The organism is Shewanella sp. Scap07 (genome assembly GCF_013394145.1).
Classification (GTDB): domain Bacteria; phylum Pseudomonadota; class Gammaproteobacteria; order Enterobacterales; family Shewanellaceae; genus Shewanella; species Shewanella waksmanii.
In genome coordinates this window covers 4,612,318-4,639,260 of sequence record NZ_CP041329.1, presented here as the reverse complement: position 1 = coordinate 4,639,260, position 26,943 = coordinate 4,612,318, and the positions used below count along the sequence as shown (strand labels likewise).

The 26,943-nt window shown below is 47.4% G+C and carries 23 protein-coding genes; 16 read left to right on the top strand and 7 right to left on the bottom strand.

The annotated features are described in order from the left end of the window. Positions 1–390 precede the first annotated feature (390 nt). Entirely contained in the window at positions 391–1,710 is a 1,320-nt protein-coding gene (argA, locus tag FLM48_RS20400; protein WP_028773493.1) for an amino-acid N-acetyltransferase, read from the top strand. Between the two features lie 50 nt (positions 1,711–1,760). Here argA and FLM48_RS20395 read toward each other — a convergent pair whose 3' ends face one another. The 3 genes from FLM48_RS20395 to FLM48_RS20385 form a co-directional block, all read right to left on the bottom strand. After that, positions 1,761–2,267: a PH domain-containing protein gene (locus FLM48_RS20395; protein WP_179025938.1), complete on the bottom strand. Its 507-nt coding sequence runs from the start codon at positions 2,265–2,267 to the stop codon at positions 1,761–1,763. A gap of 80 nt (positions 2,268–2,347) precedes the next feature. Next, positions 2,348–3,235: an EamA family transporter RarD gene (gene rarD, locus FLM48_RS20390; protein ID WP_179025937.1), complete on the bottom strand. Its 888-nt coding sequence runs from the start codon at positions 3,233–3,235 to the stop codon at positions 2,348–2,350. A gap of 148 nt (positions 3,236–3,383) precedes the next feature. Next, the gene (locus FLM48_RS20385) at positions 3,384–3,848 is read right to left on the bottom strand and encodes a thioesterase family protein (protein WP_028771833.1); all 465 of its coding nucleotides are present in this window, start codon (positions 3,846–3,848) and stop codon (positions 3,384–3,386) included. Positions 3,849–4,041: 193 nt separating this feature from the next. Here FLM48_RS20385 and recQ point away from each other — a divergent pair, with 193 nt between their 5' ends. Beyond that, positions 4,042–5,874 carry a DNA helicase RecQ gene (gene recQ / locus FLM48_RS20380; RefSeq protein WP_179025936.1) on the top strand — a complete coding sequence of 611 codons (1,833 nt, stop codon included), beginning with the start codon at positions 4,042–4,044 and terminating at the stop codon, positions 5,872–5,874. On the opposite strand, the gene FLM48_RS20375 is transcribed toward recQ, so the two are convergent. Next, positions 5,871–7,637 carry a lipopolysaccharide assembly protein LapB gene (locus FLM48_RS20375; RefSeq protein ID WP_179025935.1) on the bottom strand — a complete coding sequence of 589 codons (1,767 nt, stop codon included), beginning with the start codon at positions 7,635–7,637 and terminating at the stop codon, positions 5,871–5,873. The two genes, recQ and FLM48_RS20375, sit on opposite strands and share 4 nt — an antisense overlap. Before the next feature lie 520 nt (positions 7,638–8,157). Between FLM48_RS20375 and leuA the strand changes: the two genes are divergently transcribed. From leuA to glpK, 7 genes are all read left to right on the top strand, one after another. Then, positions 8,158–9,729, top strand: coding sequence for a 2-isopropylmalate synthase (leuA, locus tag FLM48_RS20370; RefSeq protein WP_179025934.1), 1,572 nt, complete (start codon positions 8,158–8,160; stop codon positions 9,727–9,729). 63 nt (positions 9,730–9,792) lie between these two features. Next, the gene (leuB, locus tag FLM48_RS20365; RefSeq protein WP_179025933.1) at positions 9,793–10,887 is read left to right on the top strand and encodes a 3-isopropylmalate dehydrogenase; all 1,095 of its coding nucleotides are present in this window, start codon (positions 9,793–9,795) and stop codon (positions 10,885–10,887) included. Continuing rightward, entirely contained in the window at positions 10,887–12,287 is a 1,401-nt protein-coding gene (leuC, locus tag FLM48_RS20360) for a 3-isopropylmalate dehydratase large subunit (RefSeq protein ID WP_179025932.1), read from the top strand. The genes leuB and leuC overlap by 1 nt, the downstream gene beginning before the upstream one ends. 9 nt (positions 12,288–12,296) lie before the next feature. Next, entirely contained in the window at positions 12,297–12,902 is a 606-nt protein-coding gene (gene leuD / locus FLM48_RS20355) for a 3-isopropylmalate dehydratase small subunit (protein WP_179025931.1), read from the top strand. A 479-nt stretch (positions 12,903–13,381) separates the two neighbouring features. Beyond that, positions 13,382–14,734, top strand: coding sequence for an outer membrane protein transport protein (locus FLM48_RS20350; RefSeq protein WP_028771839.1), 1,353 nt, complete (start codon positions 13,382–13,384; stop codon positions 14,732–14,734). Positions 14,735–14,941: 207 nt separating this feature from the next. Continuing rightward, complete coding sequence (locus tag FLM48_RS20345; protein WP_028771840.1) at positions 14,942–15,418, top strand: nuclear transport factor 2 family protein; 477 nt, start codon at positions 14,942–14,944, stop codon at positions 15,416–15,418. Between the two features lie 15 nt (positions 15,419–15,433). Further along, positions 15,434–16,921 carry a glycerol kinase GlpK gene (glpK, locus tag FLM48_RS20340; protein WP_179025930.1) on the top strand — a complete coding sequence of 496 codons (1,488 nt, stop codon included), beginning with the start codon at positions 15,434–15,436 and terminating at the stop codon, positions 16,919–16,921. Positions 16,922–17,025: 104 nt separating this feature from the next. On the opposite strand, the gene FLM48_RS20335 is transcribed toward glpK, so the two are convergent. From FLM48_RS20335 to FLM48_RS20325, 3 genes are all read right to left on the bottom strand, one after another. Continuing rightward, positions 17,026–17,316, bottom strand: a complete 291-nt coding sequence (locus tag FLM48_RS20335; protein WP_179025929.1) for a hypothetical protein — start codon at positions 17,314–17,316, stop codon at positions 17,026–17,028. 77 nt (positions 17,317–17,393) lie between these two features. After that, positions 17,394–18,404 (bottom strand): 2Fe-2S iron-sulfur cluster-binding protein, encoded by a 1,011-nt coding sequence (locus FLM48_RS20330; protein WP_179025928.1) that lies wholly within the window; start codon positions 18,402–18,404, stop codon positions 17,394–17,396. Further along, positions 18,401–19,129: a PepSY domain-containing protein gene (locus FLM48_RS20325; RefSeq protein ID WP_179025927.1), complete on the bottom strand. Its 729-nt coding sequence runs from the start codon at positions 19,127–19,129 to the stop codon at positions 18,401–18,403. Before FLM48_RS20325 ends, FLM48_RS20330 begins: the two co-directional genes overlap by 4 nt. A 373-nt stretch (positions 19,130–19,502) precedes the next feature. On the opposite strand from FLM48_RS20325, the gene mraZ reads away from it, so the two are divergent. The 7 genes from mraZ to mraY are packed head-to-tail and all read left to right on the top strand — an operon-like array spanning position 19,503 to position 26,943. Continuing rightward, positions 19,503–19,961, top strand: a complete 459-nt coding sequence (mraZ, locus tag FLM48_RS20320) for a division/cell wall cluster transcriptional repressor MraZ (RefSeq protein ID WP_179025926.1) — start codon at positions 19,503–19,505, stop codon at positions 19,959–19,961. Positions 19,962–19,998: 37 nt separating this feature from the next. Continuing rightward, a complete protein-coding gene (rsmH, locus tag FLM48_RS20315) occupies positions 19,999–20,940 on the top strand; it encodes a 16S rRNA (cytosine(1402)-N(4))-methyltransferase RsmH (protein WP_179025925.1) in 942 nt (313 codons plus the stop codon). 46 nt (positions 20,941–20,986) lie between these two features. Beyond that, positions 20,987–21,301 (top strand): cell division protein FtsL, encoded by a 315-nt coding sequence (gene ftsL, locus FLM48_RS20310; protein ID WP_179025924.1) that lies wholly within the window; start codon positions 20,987–20,989, stop codon positions 21,299–21,301. Then, the gene (locus tag FLM48_RS20305; protein WP_028771847.1) at positions 21,298–23,034 is read left to right on the top strand and encodes a penicillin-binding protein 2; all 1,737 of its coding nucleotides are present in this window, start codon (positions 21,298–21,300) and stop codon (positions 23,032–23,034) included. Before ftsL ends, FLM48_RS20305 begins: the two co-directional genes overlap by 4 nt. Continuing rightward, entirely contained in the window at positions 23,031–24,497 is a 1,467-nt protein-coding gene (murE, locus tag FLM48_RS20300; RefSeq protein ID WP_179026446.1) for a UDP-N-acetylmuramoyl-L-alanyl-D-glutamate--2,6-diaminopimelate ligase, read from the top strand. The genes FLM48_RS20305 and murE overlap by 4 nt, the downstream gene beginning before the upstream one ends. Then, positions 24,494–25,861, top strand: coding sequence for a UDP-N-acetylmuramoyl-tripeptide--D-alanyl-D-alanine ligase (gene murF, locus FLM48_RS20295; RefSeq protein WP_179025923.1), 1,368 nt, complete (start codon positions 24,494–24,496; stop codon positions 25,859–25,861). The genes murE and murF overlap by 4 nt, the downstream gene beginning before the upstream one ends. Then, positions 25,861–26,943, top strand: a complete 1,083-nt coding sequence (gene mraY / locus FLM48_RS20290; RefSeq protein ID WP_028771850.1) for a phospho-N-acetylmuramoyl-pentapeptide-transferase — start codon at positions 25,861–25,863, stop codon at positions 26,941–26,943. Before murF ends, mraY begins: the two co-directional genes overlap by 1 nt.

Below are 26,943 nucleotides of genomic sequence, written 5' to 3'. Positions count from 1 at the left end.
TCAAAGTAAGTATTGAAACAATGGTTGTTCCCTTGTGAAATTATTCAAGGCAGAAGTAGGCAGCCTAAAACGCGCCACAATGGCGAGTTTTAGCGATTCTGATGCTGTGTTAACGAGCTTAACCGTAGAATAACTATGCTCTTCACTCGTTGCAAACCACATGGATGTGGTGAATGTCATTAATGCAGGAGCATTTAAGGGCCTTGCCTCAGAACCGCTAAATTCTCGCTGAGCGACTAAATGTTTATACTGATTGGTATAAAAACTCTCCATTAAGGCGATTGATATCCCATGGTTGCAATTAAATGCTTTTAAAGTGAATTAAAATGCAATAATATTGACTTCTTATTCCTGCTCGGCAGAAATCGAGCTTATTTGAGGTTAACACCTGTGCGTACTACCGAACTCGTCGATGGTTTTCGTCATTCCGCTTCCTATGTTAATGCACACAGGGGCAAAACATTTGTGGTGATGTTAGGGGGAGAAGCGCTGGCCCAAGGTCAGTTTCGCTCAATCATCAACGACATTGCACTATTGCATAGCCTGGGCATCAAGATGGTGCTGGTGCATGGTGCCAGACCGCAAATCGATGAAGCGCTGGCGCAGCACCAGTTAATCCCTGAGTATTACAACGGCATCCGTATCACCGAAGAAGACGCTTTTAAAGTGATCAAACAGGTTGTGGGTGGGCTACAGCTGGATATTACCGCCAGGTTATCAATGAGCCTGAGTAATACGCCAATGCAGGGCACGCAGATTAACGTTGTGAGTGGGAACTTTGTCATAGCCCAGCCTTTGGGTATCGATAATGGTGTGGATTACTGCCTTAGCGGCAAGGTGCGCCGTATTGACGTGGTGGGCCTGCGTTCGCAACTTGATAATGGCGGCATAGTATTATTAGGCCCTGTGGCGGCCTCAGTGACCGGTGAGAGCTTTAACTTAACTGCCGAAGAGGTTGCCACCCAAATTGCGGTTAAAATCAATGCTGACAAGATGATTGGCTTCAGCTCGCAAAAAGGTATCTTAGATGAAACCGGCGAAGTGTTGGCAGAATTAATGCCAACCGATGCACAGCAAATTTTGTCGGGTATTACTGAGCAAGATAATTTATGTGTTGGTACTAAAGCGTTCTTGAAAGCCAGTATTGATGCCTGTCGTAATGGCGTGGCGCGCTGCCACTTTGTGAGTTACCTCGACGATGGTGCGCTGTTGCAAGAGCTGTTCTCCCGTGATGGCATTGGTACTCAGATTGTAACCGAGAGTGCTGAGCGATTACGTCGAGCCAATATTGGTGATATTGGTGGTATTTTAGACCTTATCAGGCCGCTAGAAGAAAAAGGCATCTTGGTGCGTCGCTCCCGTGAGCAGCTTGAGATGGAGATTGAGCAGTTTATGCTGATTGAACGTGACAGCCTAGTGATTGGCTGTGCGGCATTCTATCCATTTGAAGAAGATAACGCCGGTGAGTTTGCTTGCTTGGTGGTGCATCCAGATTATCGCGATGCCGATCGTGGTAGCTTGTTGCTACAAAACATTATTGGCCAAGCGCGGGTACGTGGATACTCTCGGCTATTTGCGCTAACCACCCGCAGTATCCATTGGTTCTTAGAGCATGGCTTTGAAATTGTTGATGTAGATGCCTTACCCGATAAGAAAAAGCAGCTTTATAACTATCAGCGCAAGTCGAAAATATTGGCATTGGAACTGTAATTTGCCCAAAAATGCGAATCAATAGATTCGCATTTTTTTATGGCTTGGCGTTACTTGCCCACTAAATCGCCCGGTTGTTGTAGGCTCAAGATAATTGGATAGTCATGACTCGTCGGGATCATAATGAGCTTACTTTGGTCGGTCATCGCCATGAAAGCTTTTTGCTGGTTTTTCAGTTTGAACCAACCCAGTTGGAGTTCAGGCATGCCAATGCCATTAGTGCGCAGTCTTGGTTTGAGATCCGGCTGCGTGTGCCAGTCTAGATAGCTAATCGCCTGCATATCGACTTCCGAGAGAGGTAAACTAAAGCCGTAAACAGGCACATCAAGGGTTAAGGTTTGCTCGTCGATCACCAGCTTAGCGTCATTGATTTGATACAGAACCCAGCTAAACGCCAAGATGAGTGGCACCATTAATGCCATGCTGGCCACTTTTGCTGGTTGCGGCATGCGCTTAAAAAATACCAAAGCGGCGATGCCAACTAACATCGCGATGAGGCCAATAAAGCTCCATTGGCCTGTGGTTGACATAGGTTCTAGCAGATAAACTTGCGACATAGACAAACTCCTTATTATCTAAGATGATTGCCATTTTGGCACATTGACATAATATGTCAACGTGCCAGCGAGGTGTTAGTTCAACTCGATTTCTTACGCTTATAAAGCATATCGATACTAAAAATTACCAGCGCACACCAGATGAAACCAAAGGTGATGCCTTTTTCTAAATCAAATGGTTCGTGATAGAGGCTGACGGCCAAGATGAACATAATGCTGGGGCCAAGGTATTGGAAAAAGCCCAGCATAGACAGCGGAATACGGGTTGCGGCACCGGCAAAGCACAGTAAGGGTACAGAAGTGACGACACCGGCAGCAATCAACATCAAGTTCATGTTTAGGCTGTTTGTCAGCATGCTAGCGCTAGCGCTGTCGAGCGTCATTATTAGATAGATGGCAGCAATGGGAAGTAGCAATGCGGTTTCTACTAGTAATCCGGTTTTGGCATCGACGTTGACCTTCTTGCGCAGTAAGCCATAAAAGCCGAAAGAACCTGCTAAAGCCAAGGATACCAGTGGAATCGAGCCAAAGGAGATAAGCTGGATAACCACGCCAACTCCTGCCAGTGCCACTGCAAACCATTGTAATTTACGTAGCCGCTCGCCGAGAAAAATCATCCCTAGTAACACGTTAAATAGCGGGTTAATAAAGTAACCTAAGCTGGCATCGAGCATGTGGTCGTTATTAACAGCCCAGATAAACAGCAGCCAGTTGCCGGCAATTAAGACCGAAGTTACCGCCAGCACACCAAGTTGTTTTGGCTGCTTAAACAATGCCCTGAGCTTGCTAAATCCACCGATAAACTGCATCAGAATAATCATAAATACAAACGACCACACCACGCGATGCGCCAGAATCTCAGACGCTGATACGCTATGTAATAGCTTGAAATAGATGGGCGCGATGCCCCAAAGGAAATAGGCACAAAGCGCTAAGGCGATGCCTTTGCGGTATTCGAGATCAGCCATGGTTCTACTGTTTTAATCGGTAACGGAACCGCATTGTAGGGGGCGGTGGCAGATCTCTCAAGTTTAGCGTGATAACTAAACTGACTTAGCCTTGTTAGTAAACCCTGCCACTTAGGCAAGATTTGCTGACAGCAAGCTATTACGCGAGTTAGCCGACCATGTATGTGCCTGTGCCAAAGGCAATATGCGAGCCTTGTTCGTTATGCAGCTCCATGCGACATACCGAGACTCTGTTGCCCGCGCGTATTACGGTGCCGGTGCCGGTAAACAGCTCGCCGCGCCCAGGGCGCAAATAATCAATACGTAAATCGATGGTGCCTAAGGTTTGAATCCGCTTTTCTAAATCCGCTAGACTCCAATCGTCTCGGCTGGCGACTAGGCCTGAAAAGGCGGTCAGTCCGCCGACCACATCCAGTACCGTTGCGGTGACGCCACCATGAAGAATTTGCTGGTGAATGTTGCCAATGAGCTCGGGTTTCATGCTGACTTCAACTTCAACCCCTTCGGTGTCGTAACGTTTAATGTCCATGCCCAGTAAGTTATGAAACGGCACATGTTTATCAAAGATTTCTGCCACGTTGGCTAACATCGTTGCTTGCACGGTATCGGTCATAATGTCGATCGTATTGTTATGGTTAGAGTATTTAATCTATCGCTAATTGACGGAGATAGGCAAGCATTTGCTGAAATTTTATTCAGCCGCCGACCACCGCGCTTTGGTGGTGAAGAAAAAAGCATTTCAGTCGAGACAACACCGCCCAGCTTGATTAGAATAGGCCTCCCTTGAAGTGAGATGATGTGAATTAATGACCACTGCTGTAGCTGTTGAATCGATAGACGCTGACCCGCTGGCTGCCAAACTGCAGGCGGTATTTGGTTACCGTACTTTTCGTTCAGGCCAGCGTGAAGTGATTGAACAAGCATGCCAAGGCCTAGACAGTTTGGTGATTATGCCAACCGGTGGTGGTAAGAGTTTGTGTTATCAGTTGCCTGCGACCATGTTGCCGGGGCTGACCATTGTCGTCTCACCGCTTATCTCATTGATGAAAGATCAGGTCGACAGTTTGACTCAGATGGGAGTCGCCGCAGCTTACCTCAATTCATCACTGTCTCGCGAAGATACCCAAGGCATATATCAAAAGATGCATCGCGGTGAGTTGAAGCTCTTATATGTATCGCCAGAGCGGTTGTTGATGCCTAACTTTATTGAGCGCATGCAGGCACTGCCGCTATCGTTATTTGCCATCGATGAAGCCCACTGTATTTCGCAATGGGGCCATGACTTTCGCCCTGAATATGCGTTACTTGGACAGCTAAAGCAGTTATTTGCCCACGTACCCGTTATGGCATTAACCGCCACGGCCGATCAGGTGACACGCCAAGATATCTGTACGCGTTTAGGCATTAATCCCTACGTGTTGCTCACCAGTTTTGATCGTCCCAATATTCGTTATACCGTGGCCGAGAAGCTCAATGCTGCGAATCAGCTCAGACAGTTTGTACAAGCTCAGCAAGGCAATAGCGGTATTATTTATTGCAGTAGCCGTCGCCGTGTTGATGAAGTCGCCGAACGTTTGACCCTGCAAGGCTACAAAGCCGAAGCTTATCATGCCGGTAAAACCCAACAAGAACGTGCCGATGTGCAAGAGCGTTTCTTGCGTGACCAGCTGGATATTGTCGTGGCGACGGTTGCTTTTGGTATGGGGATCAATAAATCTAACGTGCGCTTTGTGGTGCACTACGATATCCCCAAAAGTGTTGAAGCATATTACCAAGAAACGGGGCGCGCCGGTCGTGATGGACTGGATGCGGAAGCACTGATGCTATTTGATCCCAGTGATATTGGCCGCGTTCGGCATTTGATTGAACAATCGGAACCTGGGCCGCAACAGCAAGTAGAGTTTCATAAACTTAATACCATGGCTGCCTTTGCCGAAGCGCAAACGTGCCGCCGCCAAGTCTTGCTGCACTATTTTGATGAAAGTGCCACCCAAGCGTGTGGTAACTGCGATATTTGTTTAGACCCGCCAAAGCGTTATAACGGCGTTGAAGATGCCCAGAAAGTATTGTCGTGTATTTATCGTCTACAACAGCGATTTGGTATTAACCATTTGATTGATGTACTGCGTGGCTCTAAAGCGGCTAACGTGGTTGATCGCGGGCACGACAAGTTATCGACCTGGGGAATTGGCAAAGATAAAACTCACGAATTTTGGCTCAGTGTGGTGAGGCAGATCATTCATCTTGGCTATGCCAGCCAAGATATATCGCGGGGTTCATCGGTGACGCTTAATCCGTTAGCCCGTGATGTGTTGAAAGGCAGTGTTGAATTGCAGCTTGCCGAACCTAGGCTTGAGATAGCAACTATCACTAAACGCCGCAGTAGTGCCAGAGCGCCGCTGAATTACGATCGTAAACTATTTGCCCGATTGAAGTTGCTGCGCCGCACCTTAGCCGAAGAGTTAGATGTGCCACCTTATTTGGTGTTTAACGACGCAACCCTTGCTGAAATGGCGGCAATGCTGCCCACCAGTGCTGGAGAGATGCTGGCAGTCAATGGTGTGGGTGAAACTAAGCTCAACCGTTTTGGTGACGAATTTTTAGATGAAATCAGCAACTACCTCAGTGAGGGCGATTAACTGGTGACTTGTTGCTGGTTATAACGCTTCATATTGGTCACTTGGTTGATCTGTGCGCGTTTCATCAGCGAGGTTAACCCGTCTTGTTGCTGCATAACGGCCAAGCCCACCTTCAGATGCTCATCTGCTATCAAGGGCACCAATGCACTTTGCAATTGTGCAGCGACATTCATGGCTCCTTTATTCAGCGTAAATGGCAACATGATGATCAGCTGTTCACGGTCATTAAAGCTATAAAGATCTTGGTCACGTAGCTTATTGGCTAAAATCTCTTTTATGACGCCGGTGTCGCCGGGGTAGACCTTACCCAAATCAACCAACAGTAGACTGATAGCAAACCCTGAATGTTTAGCACTTTGTATTAACTGCTCCATACGCTGCTGCGCATCGGCGGTGTAACTATTGCTTATTGTGCTACTAAAAGTGTTGAGTGGTTTCTTACGGTTTTTGATAAAAATGCCCACACTCATCAGGCTGATAAGCAGAAAGATGGCCCCAATTGCGTAGCCCATGCCTAAGCCGTTATCGAGCAGCGGGAGGTTGGGCATTTGTTGTGAGCGGACTAATTGTTGCTGGCGGCTTAGTCGTGCTTTTAACTGCAGCAGGCGGGTATCTTTTAAAAAGTTATAGGCGTTGCTGGCGGCATCGTATCGCAACAACTGATAATCGTAGGCCTGCTCGTAATCGCCTTGCTCGGCGTAATAATCGCTGAGGATTTGAAAGGCGATGTTAAGCTGCTCATATTTGGCGCTTCGTTGGGCCTGGGTAAGCACTTGCTCCATTAAGGCTAGGCCCTTGGCTTCTTCTCCTGTGGCTAAAGCCAGTTGTGCCAAGCTGCGGGTAGCAGTCAATTCGCCTAAGGTGCGTTTATGCTTGCTAAAGGAGTTGAGCGCCAGTTCCAAAAGTTGCTTGGCACTTTTATAGTTGCCACGGGCAAATTCTAATTCGGCTAACTGCTGATAACTGCTGGCGAGTTCCACCGCCGAGCCGAGTTCAGGCAGCAGATTTTTAGCTTCTAAAATGAAGGCGTCACGATTGGCAATTTGATTGTTTTGCTGAGCGATTCTCGCCAGTGAAAGAGTCACGGCTAAGCGTACTTTGCCGACAACTTGCGGTTGGTCGAGCGCCCGTAATACCAACTGATACGCTTGATTGGTTTGATTTCGTAACGCATATAGGTCTGCCATGGCAATATCAATATACGCTTTAGGCGGCGTGATCCAATTGGTAGCTTGGCGGGCTGTATCTGGGTAAATATCGGTGGCAAGACGCAAATCTTCTAATGCGCTGCTATAACTGGCAGTGTCGATATCGATACGGGCCCTAAGCAGCAGGGCATTGACCAGTGATTGCGGTTGTTGTTGCTCTCGGGACAGCAATACTGCCTTATCAAGAATCGGTAGCGCTTGACGTACATCGCCGTATTGCATGAATGCCGCTGCCATACAGTTTAAAAAGTAAGGCGTAGCTTGGGGAAGTTGCTTGGCTTTGGCCCGAGCCTCATGCATACGCGCCAAGTTGAGGGCTGCTTCATACTCGCCTTGTTGAACAAAGGTTTCACATTTGAGCAGGGCCAACTGCAGTCGTGGCAACCCTTCATCGAACTCCGGTAAACGTTGTCGTTCTATATTGTTGATCTGCTCTAAGGTTTGCGCTGGATAGGGGTAAACTTGGGTGGCGAGATCGGTCAGAGATGGCGTGGTGTTAGCCCATAGCGAAGGCAGCCAAAATACTAGGCTTAGCACTATGACACGAAAATCCATTTGTTGCCGCTCCGTATGCATCGTAATTTTGATAGGTCCTGAGTATTTATTATACCGATTTTTTATATAGAGTCGCACACTAAATTTGCTTTATTTTGTATATTTAGTCTAATTGGGTTGTTAGCGTGACTAATTGGCTTAAAGCCCTATTCCCATAGGGTTAGCTAGCTTAACGTGAGCCGCTAGCGCCAGTTTATGGGACTTATTTGCTGGTCTAATCTGTTTTAGATGAAAAAAATGGGGTTGACACTCACCGCTACACACGTTAAAAAATAACCGCTAAGATAAAAAACGAACGCATAATTATATAAATTTACTGAATACAAAGATGACAAATATTCGTGCACTACTCAGCCTCCTTATTCTCATTCTCGCAGTTTCTGCGCGGAGAATGTAGTGTTGCACGCTTAACTAAACACCACAGCATTCATAAACCCCGCGCACAAACCCGCGGGGTTTTTTTGTTTATGGATATGAAAACTGACAAAAGATAGAACCTGACGTTCCACGGAGAAACCAGATGTCTAACCGAGTGATAATTTTTGATACGACCCTACGTGACGGCGAACAAGCGCTGGCAGCAAGTTTAACGGTTAAGGAAAAGCTTCAGATTGCTCTATCACTAGAACGACTTGGTGTGGATGTAATGGAAGTGGGGTTCCCGGTATCATCGCCAGGTGATTTCGAGTCAGTACAGACCATTGCCCGAACGGTGAAAAGCAGCCGAGTGTGTGCATTGGCACGGGCTCTGGAAAAAGACATTGATGCTGCCGCGCAGTCATTGTCGGTTGCCGACCAGTTCCGTATTCACACCTTTATCTCTACTTCTACTATTCATGTTGAAAGCAAGCTAAAGCGCTCGTTTGATCAAGTATTAGACATGGCAGTTGGCGCGGTAAAATATGCTCGTCGCTTTACCGACGATGTTGAGTTTTCATGTGAAGATGCTGGCCGTACACCGATTGATAACTTATGCCGTATGGTTGAAGCAGCTATTAAAGCGGGTGCTAAGACCATTAACATCCCTGACACGGTAGGTTACACCGTGCCCAGCGAGTTTGGCACTATCATTGAAACCCTATTTAATCGCGTTCCTAATATTGACCAAGCGGTGATCTCAGTTCACTGCCATGATGATTTGGGCTTGTCTGTGGCAAACTCCATTACGGCGGTGCAGCATGGCGCACGTCAAATTGAGTGTACCGTTAACGGTATTGGTGAGCGTGCCGGTAACTGTTCTTTAGAAGAGATCGCCATGATCCTTTCTACCCGCAAAGCGGCTTTGGGTTTAGAGACTGGCATTAATGCTAAAGAGATCCACCGTACGTCGAGTTTAGTCAGCCAGCTTTGTAATATGCCAGTACAGGCTAACAAAGCCATTGTGGGGGCTAACGCCTTTACTCACTCGTCAGGTATTCACCAAGACGGTGTGCTTAAGTCGCAAAACACCTATGAAATCATGACGCCTGAAAGCATTGGCTTAAATCGTAATAATCTCAATATGACTTCGCGTTCAGGAAGACATGTCATTAAGCACCGTATGGAAGAGATGGGCTACGGTGAGCAGGATTATGACATGGATGCATTGTACGAAGCATTCTTGGCCTTGGCCGATAAGAAAGGCCAAGTGTTCGACTACGATTTAGAGGCTTTAGCCTTTATGGAAGCGCAAGCCGAAGAAGACGATCATTACCAGCTACAACAGTTGGTGGTTCACGCTGACTCCACTCAGGGCAGTGCTACTGCTACTGTGACCATTGAAGCCAATGGCGAAACCGTGACAGAAGCCGCAACGGGTAATGGCCCAGTTGATGCCGCTTACAACGCTATTGCACGCGCCAGCGACTGCAAGATAGATATCACTGGCTATCAGCTAAGTGCTAAAGGCGAAGGGCAAAATGCGTTAGGCCAGGTGGACATTCAAGCAGATTATCACCAGCAAAGTTTCCACGGCGTGGGGCTAGCGACCGATGTTGTTGAAGCGTCAGTACAGGCACTAATTCATGTGATGAATTTGACTTGGCGTGCCGACAAAGTGGCTGAAAGCAAACAAAAAATACAACAAAAACGCGCTGAGCTTGGTGGCGTGTAGATAGCGATTTAATTGACAAATTTAAGAAATTAACGATTGAGATGAGCAGGAGTTTAGAGTCGTATGAGTTATCAAATAGCGGTGTTGGCCGGTGACGGCATTGGCCCAGAAGTGATGGCAGAAGCACGTAAAGTGCTGACCGCAGTGGAAGAGCGTTTTGACTTAGATATTGAGTATAGCGAATACGATGTAGGTGGCGCAGCCATCGATAATCAAGGCTGCCCATTGCCAGAAAGTACTTTAAAGGGCTGTGAAAACGCCGACGCCATTTTGTTTGGCTCTGTCGGTGGCCCTAAGTGGGAGCACTTATCACCGAATGACCAACCTGAGCGTGGTGCATTGTTGCCATTGCGAGGTCATTTTGAGCTGTTCTGTAATATGCGCCCAGCTAAATTGCATAGTGGACTTGAGCATATGTCGCCACTGCGTAGCGATATCTCTAGCCGTGGTTTCGACGTGTTATGCGTACGTGAGCTTACCGGTGGGATTTACTTTGGCAAGCCTAAAGGTCGTCAAGGCGAAGGTGAAGCAGAAGAAGCGTTTGATACTATGCGCTATAGCCGCAAAGAGATCCGCCGCATTGCTAAAATTGCCTTTGAAGCTGCTCAAGGTCGCCGCAAAAAAGTCACTTCAGTGGATAAAGCCAATGTACTTGCATGTTCAGTACTTTGGCGTGAAGTCGTTGAAGAGGTGGCTAAAGACTACCCAGATGTCGAGTTAGAGCATATCTATATTGATAATGCCACCATGCAGCTATTACGTCGTCCTGATGAGTTTGACATTATGCTGTGTTCTAACCTGTTTGGTGACATTATTTCCGATGAAATTGCCATGCTAACCGGGTCGATGGGACTACTATCATCGGTAAGCTTAAATAGCGAAGGTTTTGGCTTGTACGAGCCTGCTGGTGGCAGTGCCCCTGATATTGCCGGCCAAGGTATTGCTAACCCTGTGGCGCAGATTTTGTCTGCCGCATTGCTATTGCGTCACAGCTTAAAGCTTGAAGATGCTGCAAGTGCGATTGAATCAGCGGTATCGAAAGCCTTAGCCGATGGCTATTTAACCGGTGAGTTATTGCCTGCTAGTGAGCGTGGTAATGCCAAATCGACCAGTGAAATGGGTGATTATATTGCTCAAGCTGTCAGGGAGGCCAAATAATGGCTAAGACACTGTATGAGAAAGTTTGGGACAGTCACATTGTTGCCCAAGTTGAAGGTGAAGCGCCGCTTATCTATGTTGACCGTCACCTTGTTCACGAAGTGACCTCTCCGCAGGCTTTTAGCGGTTTAGAAGTGGCTGGTCGTCAATTGCGCGCCCCTGAAAAAACCTTCGCGACGATGGATCACAATACCTCAACTAAAAGTGCTAGCTTAGATGCGTTAAGCCCAATGGCACGTACGCAAGTTGAGACTTTAGCGAGCAACTGTAAGAAGTTTGGTATTCGCTTGTATGATATTCACCACAAAAACCAAGGCATTGTCCATGTTATGGGGCCAGAACTAGGTATTACCCTGCCGGGCACTGTGATTGTTTGTGGTGATTCACATACCGCCACCCATGGTGCTTTTGGTGCGCTCGCTTTTGGTATTGGTACCTCTGAAGTTGAGCACGTCATGGCAACGCAAACTTTGCGTCAACTGAAAGCCAAAACCATGAAGATTGAGGTGCGTGGTCATGTGGCTGACGGTATTACTGCTAAAGATATTGTGCTGGCGATTATCGGTAAAATCGGTATGGATGGCGGCACAGGTTATGTGGTTGAGTTTTGTGGTGAAGCGATTGAAGCATTAACCATGGAAGGACGCATGACCGTGTGTAACATGGCCATCGAAATGGGCGCGAAGGCAGGTATGATTGCACCAGACCAAACCACCATCGACTATATACAAGGTCGTGAGTTTGCTCCTAAGGGTGACGCTTGGGAACAAGCCGTGGCGGCGTGGCAACAATTGCGTAGCGACGAAGGTGCGGTGTTTGATGCCAGCGTGGTATTAGAAGCAAAAGATATTGCTCCGCAACTGACTTGGGGGACCAACCCAGGCCAAGTGGTAGCAATTGACCAAGCGGTGCCAAGCCCTGAGTCTGCAGATAACGCGACTGCGCGCACCAGTATCGAAAAAGCGCTAGAGTATGTGGCGTTAGACGCCGGCACCTTGATGACCGATGTATCAATCAATAAGGTATTTATCGGCTCTTGTACTAACTCGCGCATTGAAGATCTACGCAGCGCGGCCAATCAAGCTAAAGGGCGTCAAGTCGCACAAGGCGTTACTGCGATTGTCGTACCCGGTTCTGGCTTAGTGAAAGAGCAAGCCGAAGCGGAAGGGTTAGATAAAATCTTTATCGATGCCGGTTTTGAATGGCGTTTACCTGGCTGCTCTATGTGTTTGGCCATGAATGATGATCGCTTAGAAGCTGGCGATCGTTGCGCTTCAACAAGTAACCGTAACTTTGAAGGTCGTCAAGGCCGCGGAAGTCGTACTCACTTGGTGAGTCCAGCTATGGCAGCAGCGGCTGCGGTAGCCGGTCATTTTGTTGATATTCGTAAAGATTACTAGGAGCGCATCATGGAAGCATTTACTACCCATACCGGTTTAGCGGTGATGATCGATAGCGCTAACGTGGATACCGATCAAATTATTCCGAAACAGTTTTTATCTAAGGTGACCCGAGATGGCTTTGGTGTTCACCTGTTTCATGATTGGCGTTACTTAGATGATGCTGGCGATCAACCTAACCCAGATTTTACCCTAAACCAGCCAAGGTATAAGGGTGCGTCAATCTTGTTGTCGCAGGAAAACTTTGGTTGTGGTTCAAGCCGTGAACATGCGCCATGGGCATTGGCTGACTTTGGCCTACGGGTGATTATCGCCCCTAGCTTTGCTGACATCTTTTATGGCAATTCGATTAACAATGGTTTATTGCCGGTCAAATTGACTGACGCGCAAGTGCAACAGTTGATGGATGAGGTTGCGGCTCAAGAAGGCGCGAAAATCACAGTGGATCTAGCGGCGCTAACCGTTACAGCGCCTAGTGGTGATGTGTTTAGTTTTAGTATTGCTGACTCAGCCAGACATAACCTACTCAATGGCTTAGATGCCATTGGGTTGAGCTTAAGTCACCAAGATAAAATTGAAAGCTACGAGCACAATATTCCTGCTTGGCGTGCTTAGCGTACATATGTACCAATAGATGTAAAAATTGTAGCCAGTTAAGCGCAAGCTTAGCTGGCTTTGTTTTAACTATGCAACACCTTTAATTGTTACCTTTTGATTTATCTAATCTTTTTCATTATTCAATTTGTTAAACGTCACACTTTTGTGCCAATTAGTGATTTATGCTGTGTTTTTTGCTGATTAGCAGCTAACACGTGTGCTGAATAGGTTTTACTTTAATTGATTGTTTTTTATCAAAAATAATTCAATTGTGAATAACAAAGTAAAAGTTGTCAGCGAATCCCACTCTTAATCTTCCCATGTTAACGCTGTTTGAAATACGTTTAGCCTCAAAATATTCACTGCAAAAATGCGTTGGCACTAGTGTAAAACACTATTTTTACGGATTTGCTTGTAAAGATATTCTGCGTGAGTAGACTCTCGGTGCGAAAAATAGAGTTCATGCTCTATCTACAGATAAATATAAGAGAATATCAATGAACAAGCGGATAGTATTTTTAGCTGTTACTGCAGCTTTGTTAGGTCAGTCTTCTCAGGTTAGCGCAGCGGGTTTCCAGCTTGCGGAGTATTCAGCATCGGGTCAAGGTCGCTCTTTTGCCGGTGAAGCGGCAATGGCCGACAATGCCTCAACGCAAGCCCGTAACCCTGCCATGTTAACTTACCTCGAAGGTAGTCAATTCTCTGCGGGCGCGATCTATGTGATGCCCAATGTGGATGTGCATGGTGATCTTGCTTTAGCCTCACCGATTCTCGGCCCAGAGCCAATGGTGATGAATGCCGATGCCTTAGATGTTGCGGATAGTGCCGTTGTGCCTAACTTTTATTTCTCGCAGCAACTAAACGAGCAATGGACATGGGGACTTGGGGTCAACTCTAACTACGGTTTGGCGACCGAGGTACCAGATACTCATCCAACAGCAATTTTTGGCAATGAAACCGGTATTACCACAGTCGAGTTTAATCCCAATATTGCCTATAAAGTGAATGAAGCTTTCTCAGTAGGCGCCGGTCTACGTATTGTGTACGGTGATGGCAAAATTGGTGCGAGTGCGCCAGGTTGGATAGACGGTATCGCTGCATTACCTGGCTTGCCGGCAGAAATCGTTGCAGCGTTACCACCAAGTGGCACGACGCTTAAGAGCATGGAAGGGGACGATCTGGCTGTTGGCTGGAAAGTGGGGGCTGCGTGGCAAATTAACGCTGCTCATCGTCTGGGCTTTGCCTATCATAGTGGGGTAAAGCTTGAGCTTGACGGCCATGCATCGGGCCTGCTGTATGACGGCGGACAAGATGTGAGTATTGAAGGCTATATGCCGCTAGAGCTGCCCGCTTTTGCTGAATTGGCTTCTCATCATCAGTTGAGTGATAACTGGGCTATGCATGCCAGCATCAATTGGACTCAATGGAGTGTGTTTGATGAGTTAGTGGCTTATTTCCCTGGCGATCAAAAACCTGTTGGCGACATCGATAAAGATCTGGTGAAAGAAGAGAACTTTAAAGACAACTGGCGCTTTGCGGTGGGGACGACCTATCAAATTAACCAAGACTGGTTAGTTCGTGGTGGCGTGGCACTAGACAAAACAGCGGTAGAAGATGAATACCGTACTATTACTATTCCCGATTCTGATCGTGTGTGGTTCAGTTTAGGAACTGCGTACCAAGCCTCTGACAAGATGACCCTGGATTTTGCCGTGACCTATATTAAAGCACACGGTGATGCGCCAATTAATGAGTCGATGACCTTGCTTGATTTAGCGAGTGTACAGTTTGATGGCCAAGCCAGCGGTGATGTTTGGTTAGTGGGTGCGCAGCTAAGTTACAAGCTATAGCGACACTCTTGGCAGTTTAAGTTTGATTAAAACACCCCGTCCATGACGGGGTGTTTTTTTATTAGCAATAAATAATCTAGTGGCGAAAGGAACTTAGAGCGCTTATATTCATCATAAATAAGTAACATAACGTCATTTTTTTCTACATATTACTTGCAGAAGAGAACTGGCAACCTCAATACAGAAGTCATAACACCGGAGTGAACAATGAAGCTTTCTTGGATGATTGCCGGCCTAACTTTATTGGCCGCAAACGTATCGGCAAATGAATCTGCCGAACAAACGGTGCGTGCTTTTATTAATAGCTATAATCAACATAGTGTTGAACAAATGCTGCAATATACAACAGAAGATGTGCGGTGGATGAACATCACTGGCACTAAAGTTGTGGTTGAGACAGGCAATCAGGCTGAGTTTGCTGCGGCGATGGCGGACTATTTTGAAACACTGACCGACGCCAATGCCGTTATTGTCGATTTACTGGTGTCAGGCCCCTACGTAAGTACGGTTGAGCAAGTGACCTGGCAGCATGAAGGTGAACAACACAGCCAATGTGCCATTGGTAACTTTCGGGTTAAGAATAATCAAATTGTTGAGCTATGGTATTTACCCGCGCACCCGTGCGATGAGGTCATAACTCCAACTGAGCCAGAGATTGGCATGCCACAACATACACAGCAATAAACGGAGAAGCAGATTGTGAGTAAGCGTTATGTCATCGCATTAGATCAAGGAACCACCAGTTCCAGAGCCATTGTTTTCGATCATGACGCCAATATTGTTGCCGTTTCCCAGCGTGAGTTTAGCCAAATATACCCCAAAGCTGGCTGGGTAGAGCATGATCCAATGGAGATTTGGTCATCGCAAAGCTCAACCATGATAGAAGTATTGGCCCGAGCTGGAATTCGTAGTGATGAAGTTGCCGCAATTGGTATCACTAATCAGCGCGAAACCACGGTAGTTTGGGACAAACATACAGGTAAACCGATCCACAATGCTATTGTGTGGCAATGCCGCCGCAGCCAACCTATTTGTGAGACCCTCAAGCAGCAAGGCTGGGCAGAGTATGTCAACGATAATACTGGCTTAGTATTAGACCCTTATTTCTCGGCGACTAAAATTCGCTGGATCCTCGACAACGTTGAAGGGGCTAAAGAAAAAGCCCAAGCAGGCGATCTGCTATTTGGCACCATAGATACGTGGTTAGTGTGGAAACTGACTGAAGGGCAAGTGCATGTCACTGACCCAACCAACGCATCACGCACTATGTTGTATAACATTCATCAGCAGCAGTGGGATGATAAGTTACTCGGCATGTTAGATATTCCCGCCTCAATGCTACCTAAAGTGGCACCTTCTTGCGCGATTTATGGCCGCACTCGTATTGCTGGCGAAGGTGGAGAGATACCGATTGCTGGTATCGCAGGCGATCAACAAGCGTCCCTGTTTGGTCAATTGTGCATTGATGAAGGCATGGCCAAGAATACTTATGGTACCGGCTGCTTCTTGCTGATGAATACTGGCGAGCAAGCAGTGAAATCAGCCCATGGGTTACTCACTACGGTGGCTATTGGCCCTGATGGTGGTATCAACTATGCCCTTGAGGGGGCCGTATTTATGGGCGGGGCTACCATCCAATGGCTACGTGATGAGTTAGGCCTGATCCGTGATGCCCAAGATACTGAATATTTTGCCGAGAAAGTGGCAGATACTAACGGTGTTTACTTAGTGCCAGCATTTGTGGGCTTAGGCGCGCCGTATTGGGATCCTAATGCCAGGGGAGCCTTGGTAGGTTTAACTCGTGGTGCTAATCGCAATCATATTATTCGGGCCGCGTTAGAAGCCATTGCCTATCAGAGCCGAGATTTACTGGATGCCATGAGTAAAGACAGTGGTGTTGAGCTCAAACAGATTAAAGTCGATGGTGGCGCCGTGGCCAATGACTTCTTAATGCAGTTTCAAGCGGACATTACCGATGTCGAAGTGCTGCGCCCTACTGTGACAGAAACTACTGCTGTAGGTGCCGCTTTTCTGGCTGGCCTAGCAGTGGGTTTTTGGCAATCGACCGCAGAATTGAAACGTAAAGCCGGCATTGATAAATCGTTTAAGCCCAACCTTGATGCCAACAGCCGTGAAGCTTTATATGCAGGCTGGCAGCGAGCGGTCAATAACGTCATCGACCATTAGCGCCGTATATCGCAATTGCCAAGCAATTGGGTTCAATGCTGGTGGTTATGCTAATAGTGGAGCAATGGCTGTAGGCTGATTGAGGTCACTCCGTTAAGCGGCGCTCACACATCAATGTCGATGGTGGGCAGAGGTTTTTTAGCGGCTTCAGCTTGCATGCGACGCATTTGTTCATCGCGCTCGGCTTGGCCTCGGCGATCGCCACGCGCGTCCCCGCGCCGGTCTTCGGTATTTTTGCGGCGTTCCAGATTAGGCGGCAATTGCGATTGTGGCGCCTCATGACTATCGGCTGAAATGCCAGCTGTATCATCAGTTTGCTCTACAATCCGCTTCTTACGTAACTGCGTTTGCACTGGTTTTGCCAGCATTGAATATAACGCATCTAACCCGACCATGATAAATTCCTAATTTGCCTTATTTGCTTGTCCTTACTTACTATATCGGCACTAAGTGGTTAATATTTAGTCAAACTTTATGCTGATTTTGTATAACGTGATTGTGCCGCTAAGGTAAATGAAATATCGCTGCAAAGGTTAGGGTGTTGGCATGCCAGTCTCATGCCTTGCTGTATTTGATTGGCGCTGAGCTTGTTGATGTCAAACTCATTGGCTGCGGGTGGATTGTGATGAATTCTCACCCGGCACATGCCACAACTGCCACCGCCACCGCAATGGGTCTGTAAACGCTGCGATGACTGATTGATGTTATCGAGTATGCTGCCCGGCACCGCCGCAAGAGTTGCTAACTGCTTATCTTGGTGATCATATAGAGTAAAGGTCTGTTGGGGTGCCGGTGTACCGTTGGGCCGACTGAGTTGACCGAATAGCGTCATCGTGCCGCTCAATCCTAGCCCGAGTGCCATAATCGCAAAAGCTTGAATAATTACGTGGTTAAAGCTCAAGCCGTTGTCGGCAAAGTAGTCCATAAAGTGCACCATTAATAACCATTGTTTGATATGGCTTTGCTGATTTTCATGGGCGAGTACCTGGCCGGTGCCGCCATCGATGATAATCTCGGTGCCCAAAGGGTCTAATGTCGTTAATCGATATACCGGAGCGCTAGTGCGATAGCGGCTAGCCAAATGATTTGCCAGTTTTAATCCGTGATTAAGGGCTGCGCCGTTATAGCTGGCATTAGCGATTTGATAGAGCTGTTTGTCGGTGAGCGTGACCTTAACAAGATTATCGGCCCACAGTGTCATTGATGTGGCATCCGTTTCAACTTGGTAGGTTGGGCGGCCCAGTATGTGGGTTAATTTTATTTGTGTGATAGCGCCGATGCCCAGCTTAGCGATATCAGACAGTGGTGCCAATGTGTGGATTTGTTGTGTGGCTTGTGGCTCGTTTGAGCGCATTTTATTGGCATCGAAATACTGACTGTCAATTAAGTTAAGGGCTAGCCCAGAGGCTACCCAAAGCAAAAACTGTAAGCCAACAAGCAGTGCTAAGTAACTGTGTAGCGCTTTCCATCTAAATAGCTTCATATTTGCTGCCCCTTTTGCTGCTCCTTTCGCGGGACAAAGCGTACATAGACCAACCACAAACCACTGATCGCCATCAATAATGCCAATGAAGAGGCTAAGGTGAGTAGCCAGTTATGGATATTTTCACGTTCTTGGTAGTCCATGATGTGTAGCATCCACATCACGTCAAACAGTCGCCAATAGTCGTGGCGCTTGGTGACGACCTCTGCGGTGGTCGCGCTAACGTATAAACTATCGGAGCCAAAATTAATTTGCCAGGCGGGCAGCCAGCGTGGCGATAGCTCAGTAGGCGCTTGCTGCTGAAATAGAATACTGCTGCGCCAAGGGTGCTGACCTTGATAAGCATCCTTAGCAATGGTCTCCGCTTGCTGCTGTGTCAAAGCTGGCAAGAGGCTGCCATCGTGCGCTGATATAGCGAGCAAGGTATCGGCTTGTTGGAGTTTGTACCTTGGGCCTAACGCCGTCATATAAAGCGTAATATTTTTACTGTGTGGGTAGCGCTGTGCAATCTGCATAGGGTTGAGGTTAATATTTTGGACAGCCAGTGACCTTGTAGGTTGCTCAACTAGCTGGTTACCACGGATGAAGTCGATGTTCATCAATACCATGTAGCAACCCGATATCATCCAAATCAGCAATTGCACGCCAATAAGCATGGCTATTAGCCGGTGTGAACGGCGCAATTTTGCGGTGAGTGTACCTTGCCCCATGTAGAAGTTTGCCATGTTAATAGAATGTTTGATTGGGTTAAGAGTACCTAGGCGAATAATTTACTCAAGCGTTAACGTATTTTAATGTTGCCAGTTTGATGACTTTGTGGCGGCTTAACTTGCTATTTATTGCCACTCATATTGACTCGGTACCCACGATAAGCCCTTCTACTGTCTGTTTTTTCAGCTTTTTAGGGCCAAAGATCCACCTAGATCCCACTTTTTGGGGATTTGTCCCACTTTATCCAATTGGCTTCCAACCCGCTTGGATACTGGTTTCCAATTAATTTGATTCCTTGACAAGGGTTGTCTTCTGTCTCTAAACTTAGCAATAGTGGGTAATTGTGGATATTTGTGGATCTTACGATAAAAAATTGGGTGGGCTAACGTGTTTCGTGGGGCAAGTGCTTTAAACCTTGATACAAAAGGACGGATCGCTATTCCTAAGCGATACCGGGAGCCATTGCACGCCGATTTTAACAGCCAATTAGTCATCACCGTAGATTTTCAAGCCGATTGTTTATTGCTTTATCCGTTAGCTTCGTGGCGTGATGTTGAAGCTAAGTTACTGCGGCTTTCAGATACCCAGCCGTCCGAGCGTGCAATGAAAAGGCTACTACTAGGTTATGCCCATGAATGTGAATTGGATAAGAATGGCCGCCTGTTATTACCCACACCACTGAGGCAGTACGCCAATTTAGATAAGCATGCCATGCTGGTCGGTCAGTTAAATAAGTTTGAATTGTGGGATGAGGCTGCGTGGCAGCAGCAGATAGCGGCTAGCCGTGAAACGATTCAAAGTGATGCATTCGCTCAAAGTGAGCGATTGGCTGATTTCTCATTGTAGAGATGAAATCGCCAAATCAAATTAATAGAAGAGAGTAATGACGCAATCATTTGAACATTTATCAGTGCTGTTAACCGAAACGGTTGATGGCCTCAATATTCGCCCAGATGGCATCTATATTGATGGCACGTTCGGGCGTGGCGGACATTCTCGACAAATTTTACAGCGTTTAGGTGACCAAGGTCGTCTGATTGCGATCGATCGCGACCCTCAGGCGATTAAAGCTGCCGAACAGTTTAGTGATGATCCGCGCTTTTCGATTGTACATGGCGGCTTTGGGCAACTGGCTGAGTATGTTGCCGATCTGCAGCTCAGTGGCAAGATTGACGGCATCCTGTTTGATTTTGGCGTGTCATCACCGCAGCTAGATGATGCTGAACGTGGCTTTAGTTTCTTACGCGATGGCCCGTTAGATATGCGCATGGACAACTCTCAAGGTGAGACTGCGGCGCAGTGGCTAGCGAGAGCCGAAATTGAGGATATGGCGTGGGTGTTTAAGACCTATGGTGAGGAAAAAAATGCGCGTCATATTGCCCGCTGTATCGCCGCAGATAGAGACAAAACCCCATTTTTACGTACTAAAGAGCTAGCTGATCTGATTGCTCGAATTACCAAGAGCAAAGAGCGTAACAAGCACCCGGCAACGCGCGTATTCCAGGCTATTCGCATTTATATCAATAGCGAGCTTGAACAAATTGATTCGGCACTTGAAGGGGCGTTAACTGCACTGGCACCTGAAGGTCGTTTATCGGTGATTAGCTTCCACTCGTTAGAAGACAGAATGGTGAAGCGTTTTATCCGTCGTCATAGCCAAGGTGAAAGTGTGCCCCATGGACTACCGATCACTGAAGCTGAATTGAATAAGACCCGTTTATTAAAAGGGATTGGCAAAGCGACGAAACCGTCTGCTGCAGAAATTGAACAAAATCCACGTTCGCGTAGTTCAGTACTGCGAGTGGCAGAGCGACTAGCTAACTAATTGGTTGCTAATGATTTTGGGTTGACCGCATACAAAGGAGGGTTGCATGAGTACCACGAAACTAAATCTTACTCGCATAGTGCTACTCGACTTGTGGCATCACAAATGGGTTTTGTTGTTGGCATCGGTGGTGATGCTTAATGGTATTGGTGTGGTGTATACCAGCCATGTTGCCCGCAGTTATACCAGTCAATCGGAACAGCTGCAGCAGCAGCGGGATAAATTAGATATAGAGTGGCGCAACTTGCTCCTAGAGGAGCAGTCGCAGTCTGAACATAGTCGCATTACTCGAATAGCGACTAAAGAATTACAAATGAGTCGACCGCTTCCAAGCGAAGAAGTGGTGGTAAGAATACAATGAATAAGCAGGCGAAGCGTAAGCAGAAACCACAATTGATCCAATGGCGTTTATACGTCGTGGTGGCTTTTGTGTGTGCGCTGTTTACTGGCTTAGTTTGCCGAGCTGCTTACATTCAAATAGTCGAACCTGAAAAGCTGCGTCACGAAAGTGATATGCGAACATTGCGTACCACAAGCCGTGAAGTTCAGCGTGGGCTTATCACAGATCGTAATGGTGAAATGCTGGCAGTGAGTGTGCCAGTTAAAGCGGTATATGCCGATCCTAAAGTGGTTTATCGGGACGATGGCTTTAAAGATATGCGTCGCTGGCAGGCCTTAGCCGATGTATTGCATGAACCTAAAGATAAAATCCTTAATCGGGTGCAGTCAAACCCTAACCGTCGCTTTACCTACCTTAAGCGTCAGGTCACGCCGTCGGTGGCAGATTACATCAAGCAATTGCGTTTACCGGGCATTTATTTAAAGGATGAGTCGCGTCGATATTATCCAACCAGTGAAATTTCAGCTCAGCTTGTCGGCATTACCAATATCGATGATAAAGGCATTGAAGGGATTGAGAATACTTACAATAGCTGGCTCACTGGCACAGCGAGCAAGCAAAAGGTGCGTAAATCTCGCGATGGCCACGTGGTTGAACGTTTAGATATGGTGCAAGAGGGTGAAAGCCCAAATGATTTAGTGCTGAGTATTGACCAGCGCATTCAACAGTTAGCTTATCGCGAGCTGCTTAAAACCACCCAGATCAACCAAGCAACGTCAGCCTCAATAGTCGTGATTGATGTGCACACTGGCGAAGTGCTCGCGATGGCCAATACCCCATCCTATAACCCTAATTCTCGCGAGAATTTGCAAAGTTACCGTATGCGCAACCGCGCAATCACAGATACGTTTGAGCCCGGCTCAACCATTAAACCGTTTGTGGTGGCGGCAGCATTAGAGGCGGGAACCGTACAAGCGGATGAATTTATTGCAACATCGCCCGGTTGGATGCGTATTGGTGGTCGTCAAGTCCGTGATTCACGCAATTATGGGGACATGTCGCTCAGCAAAATCTTGGTTAAGTCCAGTAACGTTGGCATCAGTAAATTAGCCTTGTCGATGCCAGTACAGCAACTGCTTGGTACCTATGCATCAATGGGCTTAGGTAACTATTCAGGCATTGAATTAACCGGTGAGAGTGCCGGTATTGTTTCTGGTCGCAACCGTTGGTCTGAGTTCGAGCGAGCCACACTTTCTTTTGGTTATGGTCTAACAGCGACCACGCTGCAGCTCGCCAGAATGTACGCCACTTTGGGCAGTGAAGGCGTGCTGTATCCGGTTTCAATTTTAAAACTTAAGCAACAGCCCCAAGGCGAGCAAGTTATTTCTCCTGAAGTGGCACGCAACGTAATGAAAATGCTGGTGGGTGTAACCGAAAAAGGCGGAACCGCGCGTAAAGCGCATATCCCAGGTTACCCTGTGGCAGGCAAAACGGGGACCTCGCGTAAAGCGGTTGCCGGTGGTTATGGTGAAGATTATGTCGCCTTGTTTGCTGGGGTTGCCCCGGTTCATAACCCACAGTTGGCGATTGCTGTGGTGGTCAATGAGCCTAAAGGTGACCGCTATTACGGAGGTGATGTAGCTGCACCGGTATTTGCTACCGTGATGTCCGGTGCACTGCAAATGCTGAATGTTGAACCTATATCTTCTACAGAGAAAGTGCGCTTGGCCGCCACCACAAGGAGCAGCGAATAATGTTATTGAGCGATCTGCTGGCCCCTTGGTTTCACTATGCCGGCCGAGAAACCATTAAGCATATTAGTATTGATAGTCGCGCGATTAATAGCGGCGATCTTTTTGTGGCTGTGCCTGGCTATCAGGTTGATGGTCGTGATTACATTGAGGCTGCCTTTGCTAATGGCGCCATTGCGGTATTACAGCATACCGATAGCCCTGATGAGCATGGCAAGGTAAGTGTCGAAGATGGCTTACGAGTGCATTTTTTCCAGTTAAACCGTCAGCTTTCAGCCTTGGCTGCCCAAGCATACCCTTTATCGAGCCAACGTTTAAAAGTGATTGGCGTAACGGGCACCAATGGCAAAACATCTGTGACCCAAATTATCGCTCAACTGTCACTGGCTATGAATGCTAAACCTGCGGTGATGGGGACACTCGGTAATGGCTTATGGGGAGAGTTGGTGGATAGTGGCAACACTACTGCTGATGCCATTACGGTGATGCAGCAACTGCAGTCTTTTGATAATCAACATGCTGATCTGTGTGCAATGGAAGTTTCCAGTCATGGCTTAGTTCAGGGGCGTATTGCTGCGGTTCCGTTTGATGTGGCGTTATTTACCAACTTAAGTCGCGATCATTTAGATTTTCACGGCAGCATGCAAAGCTATGCCGATGCTAAGCAGGGCTTGTTTCAATTTAATTCGCTGCAATATGGTGCGGTTAATTTAGATGATGCGACCGGCTCAAGTTGGTTTGATGCCGCACTTAATCGTTTGCATGGATTTTCGATTCGCGCTGATGAGCGCGCAACTATCTATGCCGATAACGTTAAACCCCATGGCCGTGGCGTGAGTGCCGAGATTATTTGGCCCGATGGCCGCGTCGCACTAAATTCCCCATTGTTAGGCGACTTTAACCTCAGCAATTTGTTAGCCGCTATCACCGCACTGTATTTTTGTGGTTATCCGATGGCGGATATCATCGCCGCGGTGAGTGGTTTAACACCGGTAGCGGGACGCATGGAACGATTTACCTGTGCAAACGGTGTGACCTTAGTGGTTGACTACGCCCATACGCCAGATGCTATTGCCCATGCTTTGCAGGCCTTACGCGGTCATTGTGATGGACAATTATGGTGTGTGTTTGGTTGTGGTGGCGATCGAGACAAAGGTAAACGACCACTGATGGCAAAAGCGGCTGAGTCGCATGCTGATAAAGTGGTGGTCACCAGTGACAACGCTCGCAGCGAAGCACCGGAACAGATCATCGAAGATATCGTCGCCGGCCTAGCCCATCCAAAGCATGTCATCACCGAAGTTGATCGCGAACAAGCCATCAAGCAAGCGGTTGCTCAAGCTAAAGCGGGTGACATCATTCTATTGGCCGGTAAAGGCCATGAAACATATCAAGAAGTTGCGGGAGTTAAACGTCACTATGACGAGCGTGCCCTTGCTGCATTACTAGCGGAGGCTGATTCATGATCCCGATGACATTGTCGGAGCTCACTGCTCGACTAAGTGCGCAGCTCATTGGTGACGATGTCACCATAGATAACTTATCTAGTGATAGCCGTGTTATTGAGCATAGTACCTTGTTTGTCGCCTTAATTGGCGAGCGTTTTGATGGTCATGACTTTGCTGACATTGCCCTTAAAAATGGTGCCGCTGCGCTGTTAGTTAGTAAGCCTTTGCCACTGGATATCCCGCAATTATTAGTCGCAGACACCCAAAAAGCGATGGGCGAAATCGGCTCACTAGTCAAAGCACGTATCGCGCCCACGAGTGTGGCGTTGACCGGCTCAAACGGTAAAACCAGTGTTAAAGAGATGGTCGCTACCATCTTGTCGCAACAACACAAGGTACTTTATACCGCGGGTAACTTTAACAATGAGATTGGCGTACCACTCACATTGCTGCGTTTGCAGCCTCAGCATGAGATTGGCGTGTTTGAGCTAGGCGCAAACCATATTGGCGAGATTGATTACACCTCATCGCTGGTGAAACCTGATGTTGCCTTGGTAAACAACGTGGCGTCGGCGCACCTAGAAGGTTTTGGCTCCTTAGACGGTGTCGCGCAGGCGAAATCAGAGATCTTTAATCATTTGCAAGCTGATGGTACCGCCATTATCAATGCAGACGATCATTATGCTGCAGTAATGCGAGCGGCGGCAGCTGACTATAAGCAATTAAGTTATTCGGTTGGCAACAGTGCCGATCTTATTGCGACAGACTTACAGGCTGACGAGCAAGGTCGCTACCGTTTTACGCTCAGTTATCTAAATCAGCAGTACAGTGTGGCGTTACCGTTATCTGGCAAGCATCAGGTGAACAACGCTTTAGCGGCGACAGCGATCTGTTTAGCGTTGGGATTGCCAGTAGAACAAATATTAACCGGGTTGACGTTATTGCAACCGGTAAAAGGTCGTATGACACCTAAGGTGTTGGGAAGACTAACAATTATAGATGATAGCTACAACGCTAACCCAGCTTCAGTGGGGGCTGCGATTGACTGGCTTCAAGAAATTGAAGCAAATCGCTGTTTAGTGCTGGGCGATCTCGGTGAATTAGGAGACAATGCCGCCCTTTTGCACGGTCAGCTTGGCGAGCTTGCGAAAACAAAAGGCATCGATATGTTGTTTTGTTTAGGTGACTTAAGTCGCCACAGTGCTGAGGCCTTTGGTGGCATTCATCACAGTGATTTTAGCCAGCTAATAGCCGAGTTAATCAATTATATTAATGCGTTATCTGGAAAGGTAACCATTTTAGTCAAAGGTTCACGAAGCGCCAAAATGGAGCGAGTAGTTGAAGCTTTAGTTAACGCTTTTGAGCGCAGGGAGTTGTTGTAATGCTGGTTTACCTGGCGGAATACCTAACCCAGTTTTATTCCGGGTTTAACGTCTTTTCGTATTTAACATTTAGAGCCATTTTAGGTTTGCTTACCGCACTTATGTTTAGTTTGTGGTGGGGACCTAAGATGATTGAACGCCTGCAGCTGTTGCAAATTGGCCAAGTTGTTCGTAACGATGGCCCTGAGTCGCATTTTAGTAAGCGCGGTACGCCTACGATGGGCGGTTTATTGATTTTGGCGGGTATCTTTATCAGCGTGTTGCTTTGGGGAGACCTTGGCAGTCGGTATGTGTGGGTGATGTTATTTGTCCTCGCAGCATTTGGCCTGATTGGTTTTATTGATGACTACCGTAAAGTGGTTCGCAAAGACACTAAAGGCCTGATTGCGCGTTGGAAATATATTTTGCAATCGCTGGCAGCGCTGGCAATTGCCTTCTATCTATATGCTTCAGCAGAGCATGCGGGCGAGACACAATTAGTTGTACCATTTCTTAAAGATGTAATGCCGCAGCTTGGGGCGTTTTATATCGTGCTGGCCTATTTCACGATTGTTGGCTCAAGTAACGCGGTTAACTTAACTGATGGCTTAGATGGCCTTGCTGTCATGCCAACGGTCATGGTGGCTGCTGCGTTTGCTCTAATTGCTTATCTCTCTGGCCATGCGCAGTTCTCAAACTATCTGCATATCCCTTATCTGCCGGGTTCAGGTGAACTGGTTATTGTCTGTACCGCTATTGTGGGTGCCGGTCTTGGATTTTTATGGTTTAACACCTACCCAGCGCAAGTCTTTATGGGTGACGTCGGGTCGTTATCTTTGGGTGCGGCTTTAGGGGCTATGGCGGTACTCGTTAGACAGGAGATCTTACTGGTCATTATGGGCGGTGTGTTTGTCATGGAGACGGTTTCGGTAATTCTGCAAGTGGGCTCATATAAGCTGCGCGGCCAACGAATTTTCCGTATGGCGCCAATCCATCATCATTATGAGCTGAAGGGCTGGCCCGAGCCGCGCGTGATTGTGCGCTTTTGGATTATATCCTTGTTCTTAGTATTGCTTGGCTTAGCCACGCTCAAGTTAAGGTAA